Consider the following 24,166-nt stretch of genomic DNA (forward strand, 5'->3'; position numbering starts at 1 on the left):
CCTCGCCTGAGCCTTCGCCTTTCGCGAAGCCTCGCGCCCGCCACAAACGAATTGTTCTCCCCAGCCCGTGCGTCAAGAATCGCGGAGCCGAACAAGCAAAAGGAGACATTTCTTGAAGATCATCCGCGTCAGCGCCACGCCGCTGAACATCCCCGTCACCATCGACGTGCTGGGCCTCGACAGGCAGACCTCCCTGTCGCTCTGCCTGACCGAGATCGAGACCGACACCGGCCTCGTCGGCCACGGCATGACCGCCATCACCGAAGAGGAAATCATCGCCGCCGCGGTGCGCGAAGTGGCCGGCCCGGCGCTGATCGGCGAGGACCCGATGGCCACCGAGCGGCTCTGGGAAAAGCTCTACTGGCTGCTGTCGCCGCGCGGGCAGACCGGCTACGCCAGCCATGCCATCGCCGCGCTCGACATCGCGCTGTGGGACCTCAAGGCCAAAGCGCTCGGCCAGCCGCTGTGGCGCCTTCTGGGCGGCGCGCGCTCGCGGGTGCCGGTCTATGCGACTTTCGGCTTCGGCTTCTTCGAACGCGACGAGCTCGCCGCCGCCGCGAAGCTCTGGGTGTCGCAGGGCTTCCGGCGCCTCAAGATGACCGTCGGCGGCCATGCGCTCGCGCGACGCGACGAACCGCGGCCGATCGACGCGGTGATCGACGAGGATGTGCGCCGTGTCGCAGCGGTGCGCGAGGCGGTGGGCCCCGACGTGAAGCTCTATGTCGATGCCAACTGCGGCCTCGACCTGTTCCATGCGAGCGACCTGGCGCGGCGCATCGAGCCCTACGGCATCAGCTTCTTCGAGGAGCCGCTGACGCAGAACGACGTGCGCCAGATGGCGCAGCTGCGCGCGCGCACCACGATCCCGCTCGCCTGCGGGCAGAACGAAGGCCTGTCCTTCCGCTTCCGCGACCTGCTGGTGAACCAGGCGGCCGACGTGCTGCAGCCCAACGTGACCATCTCCGGCGGCTATTCGCAGTGCCTGAAGATCGCCGGCATGGCGCAGGCCTTCAACGTGCCGATCGACAACGGCGGCGCCTGGCCCTTCCACAACATGCACCTGCATGCGGGCGTCGCCAACGGCGGGATGGTCGAATACCACTACGTGGCGGTGAAGATGCTCGAGCAGATCTTCGACGGCCTGCCGGTGCCCGACCAGGGCTGGCTCACGCTGCCCGAGACGCCGGGGCTCGGATTCGCGCCCAATGCGGGCCGGGTGCGCGAACTGGCGAAGCTGCCAACATCGCACGGCAAGGGCAAAGCCTGAAGCGCCAGCACAGGCATCGGGTTAGAAAGAACAACGGAGACACGATGAAACAGAGACAACAAGCGATTCGACCGCCACGCCGGCAAGCCCTGCGCACGGCGACCCTGGCACTGGCCCTCGGCCTGACGGGCGCCTTCGGCGCGACCGCCGCCTGGGCCCAGAAGTACCCCGACAAGCCGATCCGCCTGGTGGTGGGCTACTCGGCGGGCGGCGGCGTCGACGCCGCGGCGCGGATCCTGAGCGCCCGCCTGCCGGCCGTGCTCGGCCAGCAGGTGGTGGTGGAGAACCGCGCCGGCGCCACCGGCATGATCGCGGCCGACCTGGTCGCCAAGGCCGCGCCCGACGGCTACACGCTGATGATGGGCGACAGCGCGATGCTGATCGCCAAGCTGCTGCAGCCGAAGATCGCGATCGATCCGCTGACGACCTTCAAGCCGGTGGCCGGCGCCTTCATCTCGCCGCTGATGATCGTCACGGGCAACGACTTCCCGGCCCGCACACCGGCCGAGCTGGTGACCGAACTCAAGAAGCATCCGGGGCGCTACTCCTTCGCAACCTCGGGTGTCGGCACCGTGCAGCACCTGGGCTTCGAGATGCTCAAGCAGGCCACCGGCAGCTTCGTGGTGCATGTGCCGTACCGTGGCGCCGCGCAGATCGTGCCCGACGTGGTCGGCGGGCAGGTGCCGATCGGCGTCGTCAGCGCCACGGCCGGCATGGCGCAGGCCAAGGCCGGCAAGCTGCGCGCGCTGGCGTTGATGAACAAGGCGCGGCTCGAAGCCGCGGAAGGCGTGGCGCCGCTGGCCGATGCGCTGCCGGGCTTCGACGTCGCGCCGCGCCTCTTCCTGCTGGCGCCGGCCGGCACGCCGGACGAGATCGTCGACAAGCTCTCGGCCGCGGTGAAGACCGTGCTCGACACCCCCGAGGCCGCCACCTCGGCCGCCGCGCAAGGAACCTTGCGGGCCTACGCCACGCCCGCGCAGCTGCGCAAGGAGATGGTCGACGAGAACGCGCGCTGGAAGCGCATCATCACCGAGCAGCGCATCGTGGCGGAAGGGAGCTGAGCATGGCGCAACCCCACCTGGGCCTGATCGTGCCGCCCGCCGCCGGCGCGGTGCCGGTGGACGGTCCGCTGCTGTATGGCGAGCGCATCCGCTTCAGCGCACGCGGGCTCGGGCTCGGCGAGATCTCGACGCGCGGCTACACCGAGGTGATCGATTCCGTGATCGAGAAGGCGGTCGAACTCGCCGCCCTCGGCGTCGGCGCCGTCTCGCTCATGGGCACCTCGCTGAGCTTCTTCCGCGGCGCCGCCTTCAACCGGCAGCTGCAGGCCGAAATGGCGCGCGCCACCGGCCTGCCCTGCAGCACGATGAGCGATGCGATCGTCGGCGGCCTGCGCAGCCTGGGTGTGCGGCGGGTCGCGGTGGCCACCGCCTACATCGACGAGGTCAACCTGCAGCTGCGGCGCTACCTCGAGGACAGCGACTTCGAGCCGCTGGCCTTGCAGGGGCTGTCGATCTCCGACGTGCAGGCGGTCGGCGCGGTGCCGACGCAGGTGCTGGTCGACCTGTGCACGATCGTCTTCGAGGCCAGCCCGGGCGCCGACGGCATCCTGATCTCGTGCGGCGGGCTGGTCACGCTCGACGCGGTGCGGGAGGTCGAGGCCCGCTTCGGTGTGCCAGTGGTGTCGAGCTCACCAGCGGGCTTCCGGGAGCTGGTGCGCAGCGCCGGGTTGGACCCGCGCTCGCCGGGAAACGGGCGGCTGTTCGCCTGAGCGCGGCGGATCAGCGGCCCGCGGCCGCGCGCAGCACTCCCTGCGCCTTGAGCACCACGGGCCGGTCCACCATCTTGCCGTCGACCGCCACCGGCGCACCGCCGCTGGCCGCGTCGGCCGCGATCACGCGCTGCGCCCAGTCGATCTGCGCCGGCGTCGGCGAGAAGCCCAGGTTGACGGTCGCCACCTGCTTCGGATGAATGCACAGCTTGCCGCCGAAGCCCAGGCGCCTGGCCTGCTGCGCGTCGGCCTCGATGCGCGCCGGATCGTCGATCGACGTGCTCACGCCATCCACCGGCGGCTGCAGACCGGCCAGGCGCGAGGCCAGCACGATCTGCGAGCGGAACAGCAGCAGTTCGATCCCCTCGCCTTCGATGTCGAGGTCGGCCTGGAAATCGATGGAGCCGAACACCAGCCGCTGGACCTGCGGCGCCGCGGCGATCGCGCCGAGCTGGTCGATGCCGCGYGCGGTCTCGATCAGCGGCCACAGGGCCGCGGCGGGCAGCGCGGCGGCGATCGCTCGCAGCACGGCCGCATCCTCGGCCTTCGGCAGCATCAGCGCAGCGACGCCCGCCTGCGCGCACAGCGCCAGGTCGGCGGCATGCCAGGGCGTCTCGGCCGCGTTGATGCGGACGCCGACGACCGGCCCTGCCCTGCCGCCGGCAGCCGTTGCGCGGGCCGCCAGCCAGGCACCGACCTGCGTGCGGCCCTCGTCCTTGCGATCGGGCGGCACCGCGTCCTCGAGGTCGAGCACGATCGCATCGGCACCGCTCTGGCAGGCCTTGTCGAAACGCGCGGGTTGATGGCCCGGCACGAACAGAAGACTGCGGACGACCGGGCGCATGTCAGCCCAAGAGGCGTTCGACACGCGGCACGGCGGCCAGGCCCCAGATGCGCTTGCACAGCGATTCGGCCTCCGATGGCGTGGCCGCCTCGCCGTACTGCGTGAGCCGCTTCATCTTGTCCTCGATCTCGGCGCGGCTCAGCGTGTTGCCGGGGTCGCCCTTGGGCTCGTCGACGCGGCCCGAGAAGTTGCGGCCGTCGGTGGTCGTGACGCTGACCTTGCCGATCCAGCGCGCGGGGTAGGCGGTGTCGACTTCACGGTCGAGTTCCATCATCACCTTGTCGCGCAAGGCCGCGACCTCGGGCGCGAGGTAGTCGCGATCGAACTCGGTGAGGCCCGCGCGGCCGTGCACCGCGATCAGGCCCAGCACCGTGCCCATCGAGAACTTGCCCTGGTGCACGGTGGTGGGCACCACCACGCGGCCCAGCACATCGATAGCCCCCTGGTGCACATGGGTCACGATGCGCGCGATGTCGCCGTGCTTCAGGCGGTTGTCCGTCATCACCTGCAGTAACGCATCGGCCGCCGGGTGCGTGTGGCGGCACGACGCGTGGTACTTGAACGAGGTCTCGGCCAGCGTCCAGCGGCTGCCCAGGCCATCAACCAGGCGCCGAGGATCGGCATCGGTCGACATGCCCACGCCCAGGCCCTGCGCGCCTTCGAGCACGCGCTGCGCACCGGTGAATCCATCCTTCGCGAGGTAGGCCGACATCAGGCCGCTGGCCGCCGCATGCGCGCAATGCAGCTGCTTCGAATCGGCCGCGTCGCGCAGGAACTCCCACACGCCGGCCGACTGCGTACCGGCCGAACCGAAGGCATGCGGCATCTGAACCGGCGTGAGGTCGAGCAGCCGCCCGACGGCGGCAGCGGCCGCCAGCGTGCCGGCAGTGGCCGTGGTGTGGAAGGTGCGGTAGTGCGAGCGGCCGAGGAACTCGCCGACACGGATGCCGACTTCGTAGCCCGCCACCACGGCAGTCAACAACTGCGCGCCGCTCGCACCCAGCGCCTGGGCGGTCGCGAGCGCCGGCGCGAAGACAACCGCCGCAGGGTGGAACACCGAGCCGTTGTGCACATCGTCCTGCTCGACGTAGTGAGAGGCCGCCGCGTTCACCAGCGCGGCGAAGACCGGCGAGGTGCCGCGGCGCGAGATCAGCACCTCGCTCGGGCCGTCGGCGGGGCCCATCGTCTCGGCGAAGCGCTGGATGCTGCGCACCGGACGCGCCGAGCGGGCCGCGAGCACGGAGCCGAGCCAGTCGAGCATCAGGTCCTCGGCGCGGCGCAGCACCGGGCCGGGAATCTGCGCGAACGAGAGTTCGGCGGCGAAGGTGGCGAGGGTCTGGCTGGGGTGGTTGTTCATGGCGGAAGTTCGACTTTTCAGGAGTTGAGTGCCGCTAGACGGCACCGTCGGCATGCAGCGCGGCGATGGCCGCCGCGTCGTACCCGACCTCGGCCAGGATTGCATCGGTGTGCTGGCCGAGCGTCGGCACCGCGTCCATGCGCGGATCCCACTCGCGCGGCATGCCGGGCGGCCAGAGCGCCGGAATCGGGCCGGCGCCGGTGCCTACCTCGGTCCAGCGGTCGCGCGCCTGGAGCTGCGGGTGATTCCAGACGTCGTGCATGGTGTTCGCCTGCGCGTTGGCGATCTGCGCCGCATCGAGGCGCTCGATGATCCCGGCCGCGGTGAAGGGCGCGAAGGCCTGCACGATGATCTCGCGCAGCGCCTCGCGCGAGGCCGTGCGCAGGGTGTTGGAAGCAAAGCGCGCATCGGTCGCGAGCTCGGGCTGCTCGAGCACCCTGGCGCAGAACACCTGCCATTCGCGCTCGTTCTGCAGGCCCAGCATCACCAGCTTGCCGTCGCCGGCCGGGAACGGCCCGTAGGGGTAGATGGTGGCGTGCGCGGCGCCCGCGCGCGGCGGCGGCGCCGCGCCCTCGAAGGCGTAGTACATCGGGAAGCTCATCCACTCGGCCATGCTTTCGAGCATCGAGACGTCGATGCGGCAGCCCTTGCCGGTCTTGCCGCGCTGCAGCAGCGCCGCCAGGATGTTGCTGTAGGCGTACATGCCGGCCGCGATGTCGGCGATCGAACAGCCGGCCTTGGCCATCTCGTCGGGCGTGCCGGTGACCGACAGGAAGCCCGATTCGCTCTGGATCAACAGGTCGTAGGCCTTCTTGTCGCGGTAGGGTCCGGGCGCCGCGGCATCGTCGCCGTAGCCCGAGATGTCGCAGACGACCAGGCCCGGGCGCGACGGTGCCAAGGCTTCGAAAGACAGGCCCAGCCGCGCCGCGGCGCCGGGCGCGAGGTTCTGCACCAGCACGTCGGCCTCGGCCACCAGGCGCTGCAGGACCTCCTGGCCCCTGGGGTGCTTCACGTCCAGGGTCAGGCTCTCTTTGGAGCGGTTGGTCCAGACGAAGTGCGAGGCCAGTCCGTGCACGCGTTGGTCGTAGGCGCGCGCGAAGTCGCCGCTGCCCGGCCGCTCGACCTTGATCACGCGGGCGCCGAGGTCGGCCAGCTGGCGCGTGCAGAACGGCGCCGCGATCGCGTGCTCGAGCGTGAGCACGGTGATGCCTTCGAGGGGTCGCATCAGAAGCTCCTGGGCAGCCCGAGCATGTGCTCGGCCACGTAGCTCAGGATCAGGTTGGTCGAGATCGGCGCCACCTGGTAGAGCCGGGTCTCGCGGAACTTGCGCTCGACGTCGTACTCGCAGGCGAAGCCGAAGCCGCCGTGGAACTGCAGGCAGGCATTGGCCGCTTCCCACGAGGCCTTGGCCGCCAGGTACTTCGCCATGTTGGCCTGGGCGCCGCAGGGCTCGTGCGCATCGAAGCGCCGGCAGGCCTCGTAGCGCATCAGGTCGGCGGCCTCGATCTCGATGAAGGCCTCGGCGATCGGGAACTGGACGCCCTGGTTCTGCCCGATCGGACGGCCGAACACGACGCGCTCCTTGGTGTAGGCCGTGACCTTGTCGATGAACCAGTAGCCGTCGCCGATGCATTCGGCCGCGATCAGCGTGCGCTCGGCGTTGAGGCCGTCGAGGATGTACTTGAAGCCCTGCCCTTCCTCGCCGATCAGGTTCTCGGCGGGAATCTCGAGATTCTCGAAGAACAGCTCGTTGGTCTCGTGGTTGACCATGTTCGGAATCGGCCGCACCGTGAGGCCGTGGCCGATCGCCTCGCGCAGGTCGACGATGAAGATCGACATGCCCTCGGACTTCTTCTTGACCTCGGCCAGCGGCGTGGTGCGCGCCAGCAGGATCATCAGATCGGAGTGCTGGATGCGCGAGATCCAGACCTTCTGACCGTTGATGACGTAGCGGTCGCCCTTCTTCACGGCGGTGGTCTTGATCTTGGTGGTGTCCGTGCCGGTCGAGGGCTCGGTCACGCCCATCGACTGCAGGCGCAGTTCGCCGGTCGCGATCTTCGGCAGGTACCGCTGCTTCTGCGCCTCGGAACCATGGCGCAGCAGGGTGCCCATGTTGTACATCTGGCCGTGGCAGGCACCCGAGTTGCCGCCCGAGCGGTTGATCTCTTCCATGATCACCGAGGCTTCGGTCAGGCCCAGGCCCGAGCCGCCGTACGCCTGCGGGATCAGCGCGGCCATCCAGCCGGCCTTCGTCAAGGCGTCGACGAACTCGGCCGGGTAGGCACGGGCTTCGTCGACCTTGCGGAAGTACTCGTTCGGGAACTGGGCGCAGAGGTCGCGCACGGCGTCGCGGATGTCCTGGTGACGGGATTGGGAGGTGCTCATGGGGCTCGTGGAGATGGATGAAAGGTTCGGGCGGTCAGGCCAGCCGTGCAGTGGCCTGCATCAGCAGCGCGCCCTGCTCGTCCTCGGCCCACAGYGCGACGCTGCCGTCGGCCTGCGCGGCATGCCCGCGCACGCGCAGCAGACGGCCGCAGGTCAGCGGCCGCACGGCCTTGAAGCTGTAGCCGCGCACGCTGCGCCCCGGGTTGTGCTGCTGCGCCGCTTCGAGCAGCAGCGTGGCGATCAGCGGGCCGTGCACCACGAGGTCGTCGTAGCCTTCGACCCGGGTCACATAGGGATGGTCGTAGTGGATGCGGTGGCTGTTGAAGGTCAGCGCCGAGTAGCGGAACAGCAGCGGCGCATCGGGACGGTGCTCGACGGTCCACAGCGCATCGGCCGGCGGCGACTGCGGCGGCGCGGATTCGCCGGGCTTCGCAGCCTCGCGGTAGACGATGTCGTGCCTGTCGCGCAGCAGCAGCGTCGCGCCGGCATGCACTTCGTGTTCGACCTTGACGAAGACCAGCGCGCCGGCCTTGCCCTGCTTGAGGTTGACGTCGACCACCCGCGAGGTCTTGCGCGCAGCCGCGCCCAGCGGCAGCGGGGCGAAGAATTCGAGCTGGCTGCCGGCCCACATGCGGCGCGGCAGCGGCACCGGCGGCAGGAAGCCGCCGCGCGCCGGATGGCCGTCGGGGCCGAGCCGGTTCTCGGGCGCGGTCGGCAGGAAATAGCACCAATGCCAGAGCGGCGGCAGCGCCTGGCCGGCTTGCCAGGGCCGCTCCTCGTTGCGCAGGGTCGCCGCGAGCGCACTCGCGGTCCAGGGCGACATCAGGTCGTCGTGGGTCTCGGTGCGGCCGATCCAGCTGCGCAGGTGGTCGAAGTCCAGGGTTTCTTCGGTCATGGTGGAGTTCGTTCGATGGTGTTGCCGGCGCTCATTCCTGCCGTGGGCCGCCGGCCTCGCGCTCGACCCGCTGCCAGATCTCGACGCCCATCGGGTCGTCGATCTCCTCGAGGATGTGGCCCACCAGGCCGATGGCGCGGGCCATCACGCCGAAGCCGCGGATGATGCGCCACGGAAAGCCGAACTCCGAGGCGATGGCACCGATGGCGCCCGTGGCGTTGATCGGCAGCGACTTGCCCGACACCCGTTCGGCTTCCGCCTGCACCGCCTGCATCAGCGCCACGTAGTGGCCCGACAGCCCGTTCTCGGCCGCGATCTGGAACAGGCGCGGCGTGCGCGGGTCGATCGGCTTGTGCAGCGGGTGGCCCAGGCCCGGCACGATCTCCTTGCGCTCGCGGAAGGCGGCGACGATCTCGCGCGCCATGTCCTCGAGCGGCCGGGTCGGCTGCGTGCCGGGCGGGATCGCCTCGTACAGCATGCGGGCTGCGCCCTCGGTGCTGCCCACGAACACCGTGCCGAGCCCGCAGAGGCCGGCCGCCACGGCGGCCTGCAGCGCTTCCGGTGCGCCGGCATAGGTCAGGCGAGCGACCAGCGCGCTCGGCGTGATGCCGTGCTCGACCAGCGTGACCACGATGGCGTTGAAGGTCACGGACTCCTGCGGCGTCGGAACGCGGCCGGTGAGCTCGAGGAAGGCCATGTCGCCGAGGTTCAGGTGGCCGAGGATCTCGGACGGCAGGTCGCGCCCGCGCACCGTGATCCGGTCGGGCGTGCTGTGGCCGAGTTCGGTGTGCAGGGATTTCTTGATCTTGGTCATGGGTAGGCAGGCATCCAGCAAAACGGCAATGCTGCGAATCTAGTCCTTGGCGGCCGCCCTGGGGTCAGTCATTGCCGAAGCCTGCCTTCTGCAAAGGCAAATGCCGCTCGCGGGGTGCTTCTGGCACGCTTGCCCTCGATCCCACTGCTCATCCCAAGACCCGCCATGGACTCCGATTCCCTGTCAGCGATCCGCGAAGCGGCGCTGGACTATTTCACCCGCAGCGACAGCCTGCGCCGCTGCCGCGCGCTGACCGAACGGCCCGTGGGCGACCGCGCGGGCGCCGAGGCCGCCGGCTGGGCCGAACTGGCGGCCCTGGGCTGGCCCGGCATGCTGGCGCCCGAATCGGCCGGCGGTCTGGCCCTCGACCTCTCGGGCGCGGCCGAGATCCTGCGCGCCGCCGGCGAGCACGTGGCGCCCGAGCCGCTGCTGGCCGTGGCCGGGCTCAGCGCCCTGCTGCTGACCCGCCTCGACAGCGCGCCCGCGCAGGCGCTGCTGGCCGAGCTGGTGGCGGGCCGCAGCCTGCCCGCGCTGGCCTGGCAGGAAAGCGCCGGCGACCTCAGCGACGTGCCGCTCGACTGCGGCTGCGAAGCCGGCCCGCAGGGCGGCGTGCTGCTGCAGGGCGAGAAGCTCATGGTGCTGCCCGGCGCGGCCGCCAGCGGCTGGCTGGTGTCGGCCCGCGGCGACGACGACACCGTGCTGCTGTGGGTGCCGCGCGGCACCGCCGGCGTGACCGAGACCCGGGTGGCGCTGGTGGACGGCGGCGAGGCCGCCACGCTGCGCTTCGATCGCGTGGCGCTGCCCGCCGGCGCCGTGCTGGCGCAGGGTCCGGTGGCGCGGAACTCGCTGCGGCATGCGCTCGCCGCGGGCCAGATCCTGCAGGCCGCCGAGCTGCTCGGCACCGGCCAGGCCATGCTCGCGCAGACGCTGGCCTACTTGCGCACCCGGACGCAGTTCGGCAAGCCGATCGGCGCGTTCCAGGCGCTGCAGCACCGCGCAGTCGACATGTTCATTCACCTCGAGGTGGCGCGCTCGACGCTCGACGAGGTGCTGGCGCTCGCCGGCGATCCGGCCGGCGTCGCCATCGAGCGGCTCGAGGCCGAGGCCAGCCGGGTCAATGCGCGCTGCACGGCGGCGGCGCTGCAGGCCTCGCGCACCGCGGTGCAGCTGCACGGCGCGATCGGCTACACGCAGGAGTGCGACCTCAGCCTCTTCTACAAGCGCACGCTGCGGCTCTCCGCCTGGCTCGGCAATGTCACGGCGCACCAGCGCCGCTATGCCGCGCTGACCGAGGTCGGATCGCACACCGACGAGGCCGTGGCCTGGCAGGGAGAGTTTCCGAAGAGCGCCGACTGGAGCACGATGCCGGAGGCCGAGTTCCGCCGCATGGTGCGCGCCTTCCTGCAGCAGCGCTATCCGGCCGCGCTGCGCTACCTGTCGCACCGCGCGCGCTGGAGCGAGATGCGCGAGTGGTATCTCACGCTGTCGACGCAGGGCTGGGTCGCGCCGGCCTGGCCGCAGGCGCACGGCGGCATGGGCCTGGCGGCCGACAAGATGATCGCCTGGATCGAGGAGCTCGAGCAGCACGGCGTGGCGCGCGCGCCGGACCAGGGCATCGTGATGATCGGGCCGCTGTTGATCCAGCACGGCACGCCGGCCCAGCAACAGCAGTTTCTGCCGCGCATCCTGAGTGGCGAGCACGTGTGGTGCCAGGGCTATTCCGAGCCCAACGCCGGCTCCGACCTCGCGGGCCTGCGTACCGAGGCATTGCAGGCGCGCGATGCCGAAGGCGACCACTTCGTCGTCAACGGCCAGAAGATCTGGACCACCCTGGCACAGGACGCCAACCACATCTTCCTGCTGGTGCGCACCGACCGCGAGGCCAAGAAGCAGGAAGGCATCAGCTTCCTGCTGTGCGACCTGCGCACGCCGGGCATCACGATCCGGCCCATCGACACGCTGGCCGGCGAACCCGAGTTCTGCGAGGTGTTCTTCGACAACGTGCGGGTGCCAGCCGCGAACCTGGTGGGCAAGCTGCACGGCGGCTGGACCATCGCCAAGGCGCTGCTGGGCTTCGAGCGCATCTTCCTCGGCAGCCCCAAGCAGTCGCAGTACGCGCTGGGCCAGCTGGCGCGGCTGGCGCAGTCGCGGCGGCTGTTCGCGGATGCGGTGTTCGCGCAGCGCTACACGGCGCTCCGGCTCGATGTCGCGGATCTTTCCGCGGCCTATACGGGCTTTGCCAACATCGTGAGGGCCGGCAAGCCATTGCCTGCCTCGGTCTCGCTGCTCAAGATCTGGGCCAGCGAAACCTTTCACCGCATCGGCGCGCTGCTGGTCGAGGCCAGCGAAGAACAAGGCGCCGTCGCGGGCGACCAGGACCTCGATGGCCAGCCCTTCAACGCACTGTCGCCGTTGATCGGCTCGACCTCCGCAATGATCTACGGCGGCACCAACGAGATCCAGCGCAACATCCTCGCGCGGCAGGTCCTGGACCTGCCGGGGTGAGTTTGCACAAGAGATCGAAGAATTTTTCAAGGAGGCAACATGAACCACCCGCAGAACCACATTCACCCCGGCGCGCAGCGCCGCAAGGCGCTCGCCCTGCTGGCCGGCAGCGCGCTCTGGCCGTTGCTCGCACCGTCGCGTGCAATGGCCCAGCAGGCCCCCCTGCCAGCGCTGGTCAAGCTCGTGGTGGGCTACACCCCGGGCGGCCCGGTGGACGGTGCCGCACGCCTCCTGGCGCCCGCCCTGGCGCAGGAACTCGGCACCCAGGTGATCGTCGAGAACCGGCCCGGCGCGGGCGGATCGATGGGCGGCGACGTGGTCGCCAAGGCGGCGCCCGACGGCGCCACCCTGTTTTTCGGCGCCAGCCCGACGATCACGATCAACCCGAACGTGCAGCGCAAGATGCCCTTCGACCCCATGAAGGACCTGACGCCGATCGCACCGCTGGTGGCCTACACCAACGTGCTGGTGGTGAACAAGGACCTGCCGGTGCGCAGCGTGGCCGAGTTGCTGGCCTACGCCAAGGCCAATCCCCAGAAGGTGTTCTACGGCTCGGCCGGCGTCGGCTCCTCCAACCATCTGAGCGGCGCGCTGCTCGAGAAGATGACCGGCGCGCCGATGGCGCACGTGGCCTACAAGGGCAGCGCGCCGGCGTTGTCCGACGTGATGGGCGGCACGCTCGCGATGATGTTCGACATCATCGCCACCTCGCGACCCTTCATCGAATCGGGCAAGGTGCGCGCGCTCGCCGTGACCTCGCGCCAGCGCAACCGGATGCTGCCCGAGGTGCCGACCATGATCGAGTCCGGCGTTGCCGACTTCGACGTCGGCGGCTGGTTCGGCCTCTACGGACCGGCCCGCATGGATCCGGCGATGGTGGCGCGCTTCAATGCAGCCGCCGTCAAGGTGCTGGCGCGCGAGGCGGTCGCGACGCGGCTGCTCGAGCAGGGCTACGAAGTCTGGTCGGGCGCACCCCAGGTGCTTGCGGACAAGGGGCAGTCGGACCGCAAGCTGTGGGCCACGGTGTCCAAAGGCATCGAGGCGGAATAACGTGCCGTCGCGAATCCATGAACTGCTGGCGCTGCGCGCCGCGGAAACGCCCGACGCGGTCTTTCTGCACGAGTCCGCGGGCGACACCTCGTATGCGGCGTTGCAGGCGATGGTCGATGTCGCAGCCAAGGACCTGCTCGACGCGGGCGTACGGCCGACCGACCGGGTGCTGCTGGTGGCCGAGAACTGCGCGGCGCACATCGCGCTGATCATGGCCTGCAGCCGGGTGGGCGCGTGGTCGTGCGGCGTGAACGCGCGGATGTCGCCGGGCGAGGTCGCCGCGATCGTGGAGCGGGCCGATGCGCGCATCTGCTACTTCACCACCGGGGTTTCCGGCGCGGCGCAGCAGCATGCGCAGCGCGCGCAGGCGGTACCCAGCGCCTTGCCCGGCGTGCTGCGCTCGCCGCTGCGCACCGCTGCCACGGCCGAAGCCGACGCGGCGCTGGCCGATACCGCCGCCATCATCTTCACCTCGGGCACCTCCGGCACGCCCAAGGGCGTGATGGTGTCGCACCGCGGGCTGTTGCATTTCGGCCGCGTGTCGGCGAACTCGCGCGCCTTGACCACCGACGACCGGGCCTACGCGTTCCTGCCGATGACCCATATCTTCGGTCTCGGCACGGTGCTGATGGCGTCGCTCAGTGGCGCCGCGTCGCTGGTGCTGCGCAGCAGCTTCTCGCCCGGGGACATGCTGCAGGCGCTGGCCCATGAACGGGTGTCGAACCTGCAAGGCCCGCCCACCATGTATGCACGGCTGCTGACGCATGTGGAAGAGACGCGCACGAAGCCGACCTTTCCGCAATTGCGCTACCTCTATACCGGCTCGGCACCGCTCGACCTTGCGCTCAAGCAGCGTGTCGAGACGATCTTCGGGCAACCGCTGCACTACGGCTACGGCTTGTCGGAGTACGCGGGCTCGGTGTTCCTGACCCGGTGCGGCGTGCTGCGCGACGACACCTCGGCGGGCTACCTCGTCGACGGTGGCGAAGCCCGCATCGTCACCCCGAGCGGCAGCGATGCCGCCACCGACGAGGTCGGCGAGATCTGGCTGCGCGGCGCCGGCCTGATGCTGGGCTACTTTCGCGATGCAGCCGCCACCGCCCAGGTGATGCGGCCTGGCGGCTGGTACGCCTCGGGTGACCTCGGCCGGCTGGAGACGGACGGCGCGCTGTTCGTCGTCGGCCGACTGAAAGAGATGATCATCCGCTCGGGCTTCAACGTGTACCCGGCCGAGGTCGAGAGCGTGCTCAATCGCTTTCCCGGCGTGCACCTGAGCGCAGTGGTGGGTGTGCCGGAGGCCGACGGCAACGAGGCGATCGCAGCCTTCGTCGAACTCGAGTCCGGCACCGCGCTCGACCATGACGCCCTGCAAGCGCATCTGCGGCAGCATCTGTCGCCGTACAAGCGGCCGACGCGCATCACGGTACTGGATGCGCTACCCATCACGTCGACCGGGAAGATCCTCAAGCGGGCGCTGGCGCCGCCCGCTTGACGGCCTCGATCTCGAACGTCGGAGCCTCTCCGCGCCTTTCAGCGTGGACCAGCGCCACCAGGGCGCGGAACTCGGATCACCGAACCTGTGGCGATGTCCAGTGGCTTCGCGGTAGCAATTTCCCTTTGTCGCATCGATACGCACCTCGTGCAATATCGCCGGACTATTTGCATCTTCCGGGTGACGTTTCAGGAGTCTTCGGCTGGGTCCAACCTCGGGGCTGATACCTGCTTCGCCGAATATCTTTCGAGTCGCATTGCAACGACCGAAGACGCCGCAAATATGTGACCGTGGATTCGAAAGGGCGCGAGCTTCTTTCGAATTCATGACAATGCATCGCGATGCGTCGATGCGCAGATCCCTCGGATGCCTGCCCACGGGGCGTGCCATGGCGGCGCAATCGATCGCCCCTCATTCGCCCCCAACATTGAATCGGCGGTCAATCTCTTTCGGCAGATGATTCCTAGGGTTTACCACTAACCATGCGCCGAGCCAACGCCCATCAGAAAACTTGATCCCGGCATTTGGAAAAGGTGAGTTGCCCGAAAGTAATCCAGTTCGCATCATCGAATAGGTCACCAGGAGATATCAAATGTCAGAAAACTCGGAGCCTTACCCCCAGTTTCGTTACGACGGCTCGGGAAAGCTCGCTCGCATCGGCCTGATCTACATCGCGTCCAGTGTTGTGATGGAAGAGGAAATGTGGGCCATGTCCGCGCCGGGCGTGTCCACACACACGGCACGCATCAAGCTGCCGAAAGTGACCGTTCAAGGCATCGAGGAGATGATGAACGCGCCCGAACTCGAACACGCCGCCCGCCTGGCGGGCGCGGCGCCGATCGATGTCCTGCTCTTTGGTGGCACCAGCGCTTCCTTCCTCCATGGCACGTCCTATGACCGGGCGCTGATCGAGAAGATCCGGCAATGGGTGCCGGGTCCCAAGATCACCACCGCCTCGACCGCGACCCTGGCCGCGCTCAAGAAGGTCAAGGCAGGCAAGGTGGCGCTTGCGACCCCTTATCTGTCGGAGATTCATGAACGTGCCATCCGCTTCCTGCAGGAAAACGGTCATGAGGTCGTCAAGAGCGCGCATCTCAACATCTCGAACGACCACGCGCTGGCCGAAGTGTCCCTGGAGCAGGTCTACGACCATGTGATGTCCGTCGACCACCCGGACGCCACGGCCATTTTCGTGTCGTGCACGAACTTCCGCACGGTCGGCGCGATCGAGGCCCTGGAGCGGCGTCTGGGCAAGCCGGTGGTGTCCGCGAACCAAGCGTCGTTCTGGCACTGCTTGGCGTTGGCCGGCGTCGCCGGCGCAAAGCCTGGCTACGGTGAACTGTTCATCGATCAGATTGCCGACGGTATCGCGTAGTCAACCCGGGGCCTCGGTGCAGTCTCTCGACCGAATACCAATGAAAGAAAGAAAAGGAATCATGAAAATGAAGAATGGTCGCATCCTGGCATCGCTGGGTCTCTCGCTGGTGTTCCTTCTGGTCGGTGGTGTCGCACCCGCGCATGCCGAGAAACTGGTGCTCGGCAACGAAGGAAGCTATCCGCCCTTCAGCATGGTGGACTCTTCCGGCAAGCTCACCGGATTCGAACCCGACCTTGCAAGGGAAATGTGCAAGCGCATGAATGTGGAGTGCCAGATCGTCGTCATGGACTTCAAGGGACTGATTCCGGCGCTGCTTCAAAACAAGCTCGATGCGGTCGTCAGCCAGACCAAGCCCCTGCCCGAGCGTCTGGAAAAAGTGCTGTTTGGCAGGCCGGTGCTTTTCAATCCCGATTCGTACGTCGTGCCCTCGAGCAAGAACTACGTGTTTACCAAGGAGGGCCTGAAGGGGGTGCGCATCGGGCTGCAGCGCGGAACGGCGCAGGCCAAGTACGTGGCCGAGACGTACGGCGATGCGATGCTGCCTGTGTTCTATGACAACCCCGATCAGATTCGGCTGGATCTCGCGAGCGGCAGGCTGGACATGAGTCTGGGCCCCAAGATCAGCTGGACCAACGAATTTCTTTCAAAGCCGGCGGGCAAGGACTGGAAGTTTGCGGGTGGCGATCTCTGGACCGGCGGCGGTGAGGCCGGGTCGAGCTGGATTACCCGAAAGAACGGTCAGGCACTGCTGGAGCGAATGAACCAGACCATCGACACCATCATCAAGGACTGCACGTTCACCAAGCTGAGAAAGCAGTACATGGAGGTCCAGTTGCTGCCGGAAGAAGCGGCCTGCACGCGGCAGTAACCCGGGCAGGTCGTTCCTATGCTTTCGATGGGCTTCGTACAACAACTTGGCATCGGCGCGCTGATGACCATCAAGGTCGCCGTGTGCGCCTACTTGCTGGCCATGGCGCTTGGAACGACGTTCGCCCTAGCGACGCTTCGACCCAATCTCCTGGTGAAAGCCATATGGCTGCCCTACGCGTCCATCTTCACCGGCGTGCCATCGCTGCTCGTCGGTTTTCTTTTCTACTACGGTGGCTCCCAGACCCTGAGCGGCCTGTTCTCCTTGATCGGAATGAACGTGAGTGTCGAGGTGACGCCGTTCATGGCGGCCGTCGCGGCGCTCGGAATGGTCTACGGCGCGTATCTTGCCGATCTGATACGCAGTGCCATCAGGAATGTTCCGCTCGGGCAATTCGAGGCCGCACGGGCTTTGCTTGTGCCGCGCCCGATGATCTGGTTGCGAATCATATTGCCGCAGGTACTGCGCTTGGCGCTGCCGGGGATGACGAACATGTGGATCGTTGTCCTGAAGGACACCGCATTGATCTCCTTGATCGGACTGAAGGAAATCATGGCCTACGCCAAGCTCGCGTCCGGCGTGACCAAAGAACCGTTTGTCTATTACCTCCTGGCGTCGGCGTTCTTCCTCGGCATGACGTGGCTGACCTATTTCGTCGCGAGGCGCGCCGACAACTGGGCAAATCAGGGTTTCCGATCCAATACCGTGAACAGGCGGGCCCATGCATTTTGATGTCCAGGTTGCCTGGGAAAGCCTGCCCAAACTGCTTCAAGGGACCGCAACCACGTTCATCGTGTTGCTGCCGGTGCTCGTGCTTGGCTTGCTATTGGCATTGCCTGTTGCCCTTGGAAGATTGAAAACAGGTCCGCAAGCGACGATGTCGGCCGCCTACATCGCCTTCTTCCGTGGTGTGCCCAGTCTGGTGTTGCTGTACCTGATTTACAGCGGACTGCCGCAGTTCCCCGTCATTCGGGAGACCTTTCTCTGGAGTCTGTTTTCCAACCCCTACGTGTGCGCGTGGCTGGGTCTGGCGCTCACGCACTCCGGGTTCATGGCGGAGATCATTCGTGGCGGGTTGGCCGCGATCCCGCCAGGCGTCATTGAAGCTGCGCAAGCCTTGCGTCTGAAACCCTGGCAAATACTTTTTCGGCTGAGGTTGCCGTTGGCCGCCCGGTATATCTTGAAGGCTTACCAGAATGAACTTCTGATCATGGTCAAGAGCACATCCGCCGTCAGTGCGATCACGCTGACCGATCTGACCGCGGCCGCCAACACGGTGTTCGACTACACCTACGATCCATTCACGCCGTTGTTGACGGCGGCGGCCATCTACTGGTGCATCACCAATTCGATACGTCTGAGCTTTTCAATGGCAGATCGAAGAGTGAACCGCTATCTCGTCCGTTCCTGAGAAATACTGGATGAACGCCCAAAGCACATCACCATGAGCGCTATCTTGTCAACCATCCCATCTGCAGGCATCGACTCTCATGTGGGTGTCGCTCCAGCGATCTCCATCTCGGGAGTGAACAAGTTCTACGGAGGATTCCATGCGCTGCGCGACATCAATCTGGAGATCGAGAGCAAGAAGATCGTGGTGATCTGCGGGCCCTCGGGGTCCGGAAAGTCCACGCTCATCCGTTGCATCAACCACCTCGAGCAGCATGATTCCGGACAAATCCACGTCAACGGACTGGAGCTCACCCGTCGTGCTGCGGACGTGGAGAAGGTTCGACGCCAGCTGGGAATGGTCTTTCAAAGCTTCAACCTGTTCCCGCACATGACGGTGCTGGACAACTGCACCTTCGCGCTCAAGTTGGCACTCGGCACGCCTGCCAAAGCGGCAGAGGGCATTGCGCGGGCGTACCTCGAGAAAGTCAATGTCCTCGAGCAGGCTGGCAAGTACCCGATGCAGCTTTCGGGCGGTCAGCAGCAGCGCGTGGCCATCGCACGGGCCCTGTGCCTCGAGCCTCGAATCATGCTGTTCGACGAGCCGACCTCGGCATTGGATCCCGAGTCGGTCGGTGCGGTGCTGCGCATCATGGAGAGYCTTGCCGCCAGCGGAATCACCATGGTCTGCGTGACGCATGAGATGGGTTTCGCCCGACGTGTCGCCGATCGCTGCGTGTTCATGGAAAAAGGTGAAATCGTGGAACATGCGCCTGCAGAACGATTCTTCACCTCGCCAAAAAGCGAGCGCCTGAAGGCGTTCCTCGACCAGGTGTTGTAGCAACACCGCTCGACCTTGGGCTCAGCGATGCGGCGCGCGAACTCGGCGTGGACCAGCGCCACCAGGGCGCGCAACGCGTCAGTGCGCGTGACCTCAGTTGACAGCCACCGGCTCCGGGAAAGTCCAGGCCCCGGAGAGGATTTCGGCGCGCGGGCGATACAGGCGCACGGTGTAGTTCCAACCCGGTGTGGTCGGCAGGCAATTGGCGACCTTGCCGTCGCAGCCGCCGAACTGAATCGTGATGGAGCCATCCCCGCCTTTCTTGGCAGTCAGGTTGTTGAGCGTGTAGGCGTCGGCGGCGTTCTTTTCGTAGAAGCCCTGGGCGTTGTAGACGCTCACCGACCAGAAGTCGTCCACGGGCACATCCTTGGCGACCAGGCGATAGACGGTCTTGCCGTCATTACCGGCCGGCGTGATGTTGAGATAGGTCGCGTCCTTGTCCGGGTTGCCGCCCCACGCTGCCGCCGCACCGACCAGGCGGCGCACCGGGTCGACCTCGTCCTTGGTTCCGAATGCCTTCTTGAAATCAGGAATGGTCGTGGAGAGAACCAGCAAGGCCTCGCGCACCTTCTTCTGGCTCACCGGGTCCCAGTTCGAGCTGGCGCTGGTGTAGCGAGAAAAGCTGGACGAGGAGAGCGTCAGTGTTTGGGCTGAGCGTGTCAATGGCACCTTGGTGCAACGGTGTGCCCGGGAGGGGCGAGGAAGCCGGTGACGCGATGACCGGGCACGAAACGGCGTCAGAATGCTCCCGCAACAAGGAGCATTCATGCAGTCAGGTATCAAGCAAGCCGCGTTGTGGGCGTTGGGCATGTCGCTCTTCGCGGTGGAACCCGGACCGGGGCACGCCGCGGCCGCAGTCGATGTCCGGGCCATCACGAAAGAGGCGTACATCTACGCCTTCCCGATGCTGGAGAGCTACAACACCATGTACAAGCAGCTCGCGAATCCGGCTGGGCGCGAGTACGTCGGCGGCTTCGGCAAGTTCCGGCACTATGCCGAGGCGTTCACGCCCGACAACAAGGACATCGTCACGCCGAACAACGACACCCCCTATTCCTGGGCGTGGCTGGACTTGCGGGCCGAGCCCTGGGTGGTGAGCGTGCCGGCGGTGGCCGGCAATCGGTACTACGTGCAGCAGTGGATTGACTTGTTCACTCAGAATTTTGCCTACATTGGTTCGCGCGCGACCGGCAATGGGGCCGGCAACTATCTATTCGCGGGCCCTCGATGGAATGGCGTGGTGCCCGCGGGCATCGACAAGGTGTTTCGCTCCGAAACCGACATCATCCTCACTCTGACGCGCACCGCACTCAATGGTCCCGGCGACGTCGATGCAGTGAAAGCCGTCCAAGCGGGCATGCAACTGCGGCCGCTCAGTGCTTTCGCGAACACGGCGGCGCCATCACCATGGCCGTCCATCGTTTTGCCGCCGTATGACGTCGCCAAGGCTCGCTCGCACGACTTCATCAGCTATCTGAACTTCCTGCTGCAGTTCGCTCAACCGCCGCACCCGAGCGAGGCCGAGTTGATGAAGCGCTTTGCGTCCATGGGTATCGGCCCAGGCCTGCCGTTCGATGCGTCGAAGCTTCCACCTGCGACGCTCGCAGCCATCGACGAAGGCGTGCAGGACGCCAAGGCGGCGCTCGCCGAAAAGTCGAAGGTCACGCTGTCGTCCAATGGCATCTTCGGTTCGCGCGAGGAGCTGAAAAACGACTACCTCGTGCGCGCCGTGGCCGCTGAGAAGGGGCTCTACGGCAACTCGCTGGCGGAGGCCTGGTACGGCGGCTACGTGGGTGACGGCAGCAAGCTATCGACCGTGCATTTCGCGCCAGGCCAGTTGCCGCCAGCGAAGTTCTTCTGGTCGATGACGCTGTACACGCTGCCGGACAGACTGCTCTATGCCAACCCGCTCAAGCGCTATTCCATCGGCGACCGCACCGAGGGGCTCAAGCGCGATGCAGACGGTGGCCTGACACTGTACCTCGGGCACGCATCACCCGGCGCCAACAAGGAGTCGAACTGGCTGCCCACACCGGAGGGGCGCTATAGCGCTATCGGGCGGATCTACGGGCCGAGCGAGGCCGCGATGAACGGCACTTGGAAGCTCCCGCCGCTTACCCCAACCGCAAACTAGAACGACCGCTATCGAGGTAGGACCTAGGTCGTGTCCAGCGGACTGGCTGCCCCGCTCGCTGCCGCCTTTGGCAGGAGCATGTTCAGAATATCCCGCATCACCCAGCGTACTACTCAGGTTCTGCGGGGGGACATTCCGTTAGGCTCCGCATCTACTTCTACCCCTCCTATGCATATCGAAGAACGCATCCGCATCGCAGTCCCGCCCACGGTCATCGACCACATCTGGAGCGAGGTCGACCGATGGCATCTTTGGGACCCGGACACAAAGCAAGCCCGGCTCCATGGGCCATTCGCAGTTGGGACCAGGGGCCGGATCGTTCCGAGCAAGGGCATGGGCGTGCCGATGGCTGTCACGGAGCGTACCGAGGGCCGATCGTTCACTGTAGAGGGCTACATCCCCCTGTTCCGCATGCACTTCGAGCACACGGTGTCTCCGGTCGCAGGGGGTTCAGAAGTGGCTCACCGCGTATGGTTCACCGGTGCCCTTGCCTTTCTGTTCGGGCCAGGCGTTGCAAAGCAACTTCGCGAAGGGCTTCCTCGAACCATGCAGTCACTCAAGGCATATGCCGAGCAACGTCACAAACCTCTCGACAGCGACGCCTGAGTCCCCGCTCGATCTGACTCGCAGCTTCAGGCGCCCCTTTTCATTCTGAGCCTCGCTATGGGGTCGCCATTCGAACGCCGACGCTAGACCGCCGCCACCTCCACCGCCCCCTTCTTCGCCGCCTCGGTGAAGCGCTCGTGGTCGGCCCGGGTCTGGGCCGCATAGGCGGTGGCGAAATCCACCAGCGCATCGTCGAACACATCCGACTTGCCGAGGTAGCCGCTGATCATCGCCGCGTCGCCCGACTTGGCATGCGCCAGGGCCAGCGCCCAGCCGCAAAGCCTGCAGTACTCGATGAAGCCACCCGGCGTGGTCTCGCCCGGCTCGAGGTCGATGCCGCCCTTCATGTCGCGCAGCTGCCGGATGTAGAAGTGCACGCCGTCGATCTCGCCCCAGCCCAGGAAGATGTCGGGCGAGCCCTGGATCAGCCGCTGCCCTCGCACGACGCGTTCGCCATGGTTGGCCGGATCATCGGCCGCGACAGGGCCGCCCGCATAGGCCGCCAGCACCGAGGGCTGCGCCTCCTTGAACTGCAGGAACAGCGGGTCGTCCTCATCGCGTCCCTGCATCAGCACCATCCAGCAGCGGGTGCCGACGCTGCCCACGCCGACCACCTTCTGCGCTGCGTCGACCACCCGGTAGCGCGACAGCAAAAGCCGGCGTTCGGGCGCCAGCGAGTCGAGGTAGTGGGCCAGGCAATGGCCGATCGCTTCCTCTATCGGACGGCCCATCGAGGTCAGGCGCGAGCGCACGATGAAGGGATGCTGCTCGACGATCCGGTGCTGGTCGTCCACCAGGTCGGTCATCTTGTCGAGCACCTGCATGTGGGTGCGCTTGCGCGCCTTCTCGAGCACCGCGCCCGCGCTCGAACGCAGGGCCGGCGGCAGCGATTCGATCAATCGGTCGCTGTGGATGGTGTCGTACCAGGTCTCCAGCTGCCCCATGCCGGCGTAGCGCCGCATGCGCAGGCGGTAGCTCTCCACCGCGGCGCGCGCCGCGGCCTCGCGCTCGGATTTGTCGCCGCCCAGGTGGTGGCAGGCCACGAAGGCGCTGGCCGCCAGCCGCTTGACGTCCCATTCCCAGGGCCCGGGCTGGGTCTCGTCGAAATCGTTGATGGCGAACACCAGTTGCCGCTCGGCGGACGCGAAGACGCCGAAGTTCGCCACATGCATGTCGCCGCAGGCCTGCACCTGGAGCCCGGTGGTCGGACTCGGCGCCAGGTCGGCCGCCATCACCGCCGCCGAGCCGCGCAGGAAGGCGAACGGCGACTGCAGCATGCGCGCGTGCCGCACCGGCACCAGCTGCTGGAGGCGGGTGGTCGCCTGCGCTTTCAGGATGGCCACCGGGTCGACCTGCGGCATGCGCTCGAAAGCGCCATGGCTGGCCCGGGGAACGCGTTCGCGCAAGGCCTTGCCGGCGGCCATGCGCTCCTCGACGGTCGGCCTCGGGGCCGTGAACGCGCTGGCCAACGCCTGCGCTCGCAACGTCGTGTCCTCGTTTTCGGGTTCGTCTCTCTCGGCACGCGCCATTCTTCTCTCCGGTGGGGCTTCGCCGCACATCATGCCGGAACCCGCGCCGTCCCGGCACGGCTGGAAACTCAATGCGCGACGCGCTGCCGCCAGTCCCGCGGCGCGCAGCCGAAGCGATCGCGGAACGCCCGGCTGAAGTGCGCGGCATCGCTGAAGCCGCGGCCATAGGCGATCTCGCCGACCGTGCGCCCGGCCGCGCGCGGGTCCAGCAGGTCGCGGCTGCAGGCCTCGAGCCGGCGCTCCCAGATGTACTGCGCCGGCGTCACCGGCTCGCTCTTGAACACCCGGTGGACCTGGCTCACCGAGAGGCCGAGGCCCGCCGCCAGCGTGCCGACCGACAGCGCTGGATCGCCCAGATGCTCGTCGATGCGCCGCTTGATGCGCGCGAGATGGAAGGCCGTCAGGTTGCTCAGCCCCGGAGAGCGCGCGGCCGGCAGCGTCTGCAGGCCGGCCACCAGGATGTTGAGCACGCCATTGGCGACCGCCAGCGCCGAGGCCGGCTGCAGCGCGTCGATGTCCTCGTGCAGCGTGCGGATCATGCCCAGCAGCAGGTGGCCGGCGCCCTCGCGGCCGGACACCGTCGTGGCGGTCAGCGTCTGGGTGTCGCGCAGCTCGCTGCGCAGGCGTTCGCCGGGCAGCTTGAGCACGATCTGCTCGAAGGCGTCGTCGAACAGCAGTTCGTAGGGCCGCGTGCTGTCGTAGAGCGCGAAGTCGCCCACCGACAGCACCGCATCGCGCCCGTCCTGCCGCACCACGCCCCGGCCGCGGGCCTGGATGCCGACCAGGAAGCAGTCATCAGACGAGCGCGCGATGTGGCCGGCGGTGCGCATCACCCTCTGCGGCCCGGAGCTGACGACCGAGACGTCGAGGCTGGGCAGCGTGTGCTGGCGGATGCTGCCGTCGAAATCGCCCGCGGCGCGGTCACCCGGCACCGGATCGCAGCCGAGCTCGACATAGACGTTGCAGATCATGTCGGTCCAGTAGGCGAGCCGTTGCTCGCGCGGAACGACGGCGGTGCTGAGCAGTTGGGTCATGGGGATC

Annotated in this window: 22 protein-coding genes; 13 read left to right on the forward strand and 9 right to left on the reverse strand. The window is 67.3% G+C overall.

Annotated elements, in window-relative coordinates:
• Positions 1–112 precede the first annotated feature (112 nt).
• Genes AB4Z46_RS01855 through AB4Z46_RS01865 form a run of 3 tightly spaced genes read left to right on the forward strand, consistent with a single transcriptional unit; the run spans position 113 to position 3,038 of the window.
• The gene (locus AB4Z46_RS01855; RefSeq protein ID WP_442281765.1) at positions 113–1,267 is read left to right on the forward strand and encodes a mandelate racemase/muconate lactonizing enzyme family protein; all 1,155 of its coding nucleotides are present in this window, start codon (positions 113–115) and stop codon (positions 1,265–1,267) included.
• Positions 1,268–1,311: 44 nt separating this feature from the next.
• Entirely contained in the window at positions 1,312–2,328 is a 1,017-nt protein-coding gene (locus tag AB4Z46_RS01860; RefSeq protein WP_442281766.1) for a Bug family tripartite tricarboxylate transporter substrate binding protein, read from the forward strand.
• A 2-nt stretch (positions 2,329–2,330) separates the two neighbouring features.
• Complete coding sequence (locus tag AB4Z46_RS01865) at positions 2,331–3,038, forward strand: arylmalonate decarboxylase (RefSeq protein ID WP_442281767.1); 708 nt, start codon at positions 2,331–2,333, stop codon at positions 3,036–3,038.
• A gap of 10 nt (positions 3,039–3,048) precedes the next feature.
• On the opposite strand, the gene AB4Z46_RS01870 is transcribed toward AB4Z46_RS01865, so the two are convergent.
• Genes AB4Z46_RS01870 through AB4Z46_RS01895 form a run of 6 tightly spaced genes read right to left on the reverse strand, consistent with a single transcriptional unit; the run spans position 3,049 to position 9,333 of the window.
• Positions 3,049–3,882, reverse strand: coding sequence for an HpcH/HpaI aldolase/citrate lyase family protein (locus tag AB4Z46_RS01870; protein ID WP_442281768.1), 834 nt, complete (start codon positions 3,880–3,882; stop codon positions 3,049–3,051).
• Position 3,883: 1 nt separating this feature from the next.
• Positions 3,884–5,239, reverse strand: a complete 1,356-nt coding sequence (locus tag AB4Z46_RS01875; protein ID WP_442281769.1) for an MmgE/PrpD family protein — start codon at positions 5,237–5,239, stop codon at positions 3,884–3,886.
• A gap of 34 nt (positions 5,240–5,273) precedes the next feature.
• On the reverse strand, positions 5,274–6,464 hold the full coding sequence (locus AB4Z46_RS01880; protein ID WP_442281770.1) for a CaiB/BaiF CoA transferase family protein: 1,191 nt from the start codon (positions 6,462–6,464) through the stop codon (positions 5,274–5,276).
• Positions 6,464–7,624, reverse strand: coding sequence for an acyl-CoA dehydrogenase family protein (locus AB4Z46_RS01885; protein WP_442281771.1), 1,161 nt, complete (start codon positions 7,622–7,624; stop codon positions 6,464–6,466). Before AB4Z46_RS01885 ends, AB4Z46_RS01880 begins: the two co-directional genes overlap by 1 nt.
• Positions 7,625–7,658: 34 nt before the next feature.
• Entirely contained in the window at positions 7,659–8,519 is an 861-nt protein-coding gene (locus tag AB4Z46_RS01890) for an FAS1-like dehydratase domain-containing protein (RefSeq protein WP_442281772.1), read from the reverse strand.
• Positions 8,520–8,550: 31 nt separating this feature from the next.
• Complete coding sequence (locus AB4Z46_RS01895; RefSeq protein ID WP_442281773.1) at positions 8,551–9,333, reverse strand: citryl-CoA lyase; 783 nt, start codon at positions 9,331–9,333, stop codon at positions 8,551–8,553.
• Between the two features lie 165 nt (positions 9,334–9,498).
• Between AB4Z46_RS01895 and AB4Z46_RS01900 the strand changes: the two genes are divergently transcribed.
• The 8 genes from AB4Z46_RS01900 to AB4Z46_RS01935 all read left to right on the forward strand — a co-directional run bounded on the left by AB4Z46_RS01900 (position 9,499) and on the right by AB4Z46_RS01935 (position 18,856).
• Complete coding sequence (locus AB4Z46_RS01900; RefSeq protein ID WP_442281774.1) at positions 9,499–11,838, forward strand: acyl-CoA dehydrogenase; 2,340 nt, start codon at positions 9,499–9,501, stop codon at positions 11,836–11,838.
• Positions 11,839–11,877: 39 nt separating this feature from the next.
• Entirely contained in the window at positions 11,878–12,888 is a 1,011-nt protein-coding gene (locus tag AB4Z46_RS01905) for a Bug family tripartite tricarboxylate transporter substrate binding protein (protein WP_442281775.1), read from the forward strand.
• A 1-nt stretch (position 12,889) separates the two neighbouring features.
• Positions 12,890–14,380, forward strand: a complete 1,491-nt coding sequence (locus AB4Z46_RS01910; protein WP_442281776.1) for a class I adenylate-forming enzyme family protein — start codon at positions 12,890–12,892, stop codon at positions 14,378–14,380.
• Between the two features lie 592 nt (positions 14,381–14,972).
• Positions 14,973–15,755, forward strand: coding sequence for a maleate cis-trans isomerase family protein (locus tag AB4Z46_RS01915; protein ID WP_442281777.1), 783 nt, complete (start codon positions 14,973–14,975; stop codon positions 15,753–15,755).
• A 61-nt stretch (positions 15,756–15,816) separates the two neighbouring features.
• The gene (locus tag AB4Z46_RS01920; protein ID WP_442281778.1) at positions 15,817–16,626 is read left to right on the forward strand and encodes a transporter substrate-binding domain-containing protein; all 810 of its coding nucleotides are present in this window, start codon (positions 15,817–15,819) and stop codon (positions 16,624–16,626) included.
• A 27-nt stretch (positions 16,627–16,653) separates the two neighbouring features.
• A complete protein-coding gene (locus tag AB4Z46_RS01925) occupies positions 16,654–17,358 on the forward strand; it encodes an ABC transporter permease (RefSeq protein WP_442281779.1) in 705 nt (234 codons plus the stop codon).
• Positions 17,348–18,037, forward strand: coding sequence for an ABC transporter permease subunit (locus AB4Z46_RS01930; protein ID WP_442281780.1), 690 nt, complete (start codon positions 17,348–17,350; stop codon positions 18,035–18,037). The genes AB4Z46_RS01925 and AB4Z46_RS01930 overlap by 11 nt, the downstream gene beginning before the upstream one ends.
• A 33-nt stretch (positions 18,038–18,070) precedes the next feature.
• Positions 18,071–18,856 carry an amino acid ABC transporter ATP-binding protein gene (locus AB4Z46_RS01935; protein ID WP_442281781.1) on the forward strand — a complete coding sequence of 262 codons (786 nt, stop codon included), beginning with the start codon at positions 18,071–18,073 and terminating at the stop codon, positions 18,854–18,856.
• Between the two features lie 93 nt (positions 18,857–18,949).
• On the opposite strand, the gene AB4Z46_RS01940 is transcribed toward AB4Z46_RS01935, so the two are convergent.
• Positions 18,950–19,438, reverse strand: a complete 489-nt coding sequence (locus AB4Z46_RS01940) for a DUF1214 domain-containing protein (RefSeq protein WP_442281782.1) — start codon at positions 19,436–19,438, stop codon at positions 18,950–18,952.
• A gap of 184 nt (positions 19,439–19,622) precedes the next feature.
• Between AB4Z46_RS01940 and AB4Z46_RS01945 the strand changes: the two genes are divergently transcribed.
• Positions 19,623–20,990 (forward strand): DUF1254 domain-containing protein, encoded by a 1,368-nt coding sequence (locus AB4Z46_RS01945; RefSeq protein WP_442281783.1) that lies wholly within the window; start codon positions 19,623–19,625, stop codon positions 20,988–20,990.
• Positions 20,991–21,158: 168 nt separating this feature from the next.
• Complete coding sequence (locus AB4Z46_RS01950) at positions 21,159–21,596, forward strand: SRPBCC family protein (protein WP_442281784.1); 438 nt, start codon at positions 21,159–21,161, stop codon at positions 21,594–21,596.
• Positions 21,597–21,679: 83 nt separating this feature from the next.
• On the opposite strand, the gene AB4Z46_RS01955 is transcribed toward AB4Z46_RS01950, so the two are convergent.
• Together AB4Z46_RS01955 and AB4Z46_RS01960 are read right to left on the reverse strand one after the other, a co-directional pair.
• Positions 21,680–23,080, reverse strand: coding sequence for a DUF2252 domain-containing protein (locus AB4Z46_RS01955; protein WP_442281785.1), 1,401 nt, complete (start codon positions 23,078–23,080; stop codon positions 21,680–21,682).
• A gap of 113 nt (positions 23,081–23,193) precedes the next feature.
• Positions 23,194–24,159 carry a helix-turn-helix domain-containing protein gene (locus AB4Z46_RS01960; protein WP_442281786.1) on the reverse strand — a complete coding sequence of 322 codons (966 nt, stop codon included), beginning with the start codon at positions 24,157–24,159 and terminating at the stop codon, positions 23,194–23,196.
• Positions 24,160–24,166: the final 7 nt, after the last annotated feature.

It is taken from the genome of Variovorax sp. M-6, from assembly GCF_052114385.1.
GTDB lineage: Bacteria > Pseudomonadota > Gammaproteobacteria > Burkholderiales > Burkholderiaceae_C > Variovorax.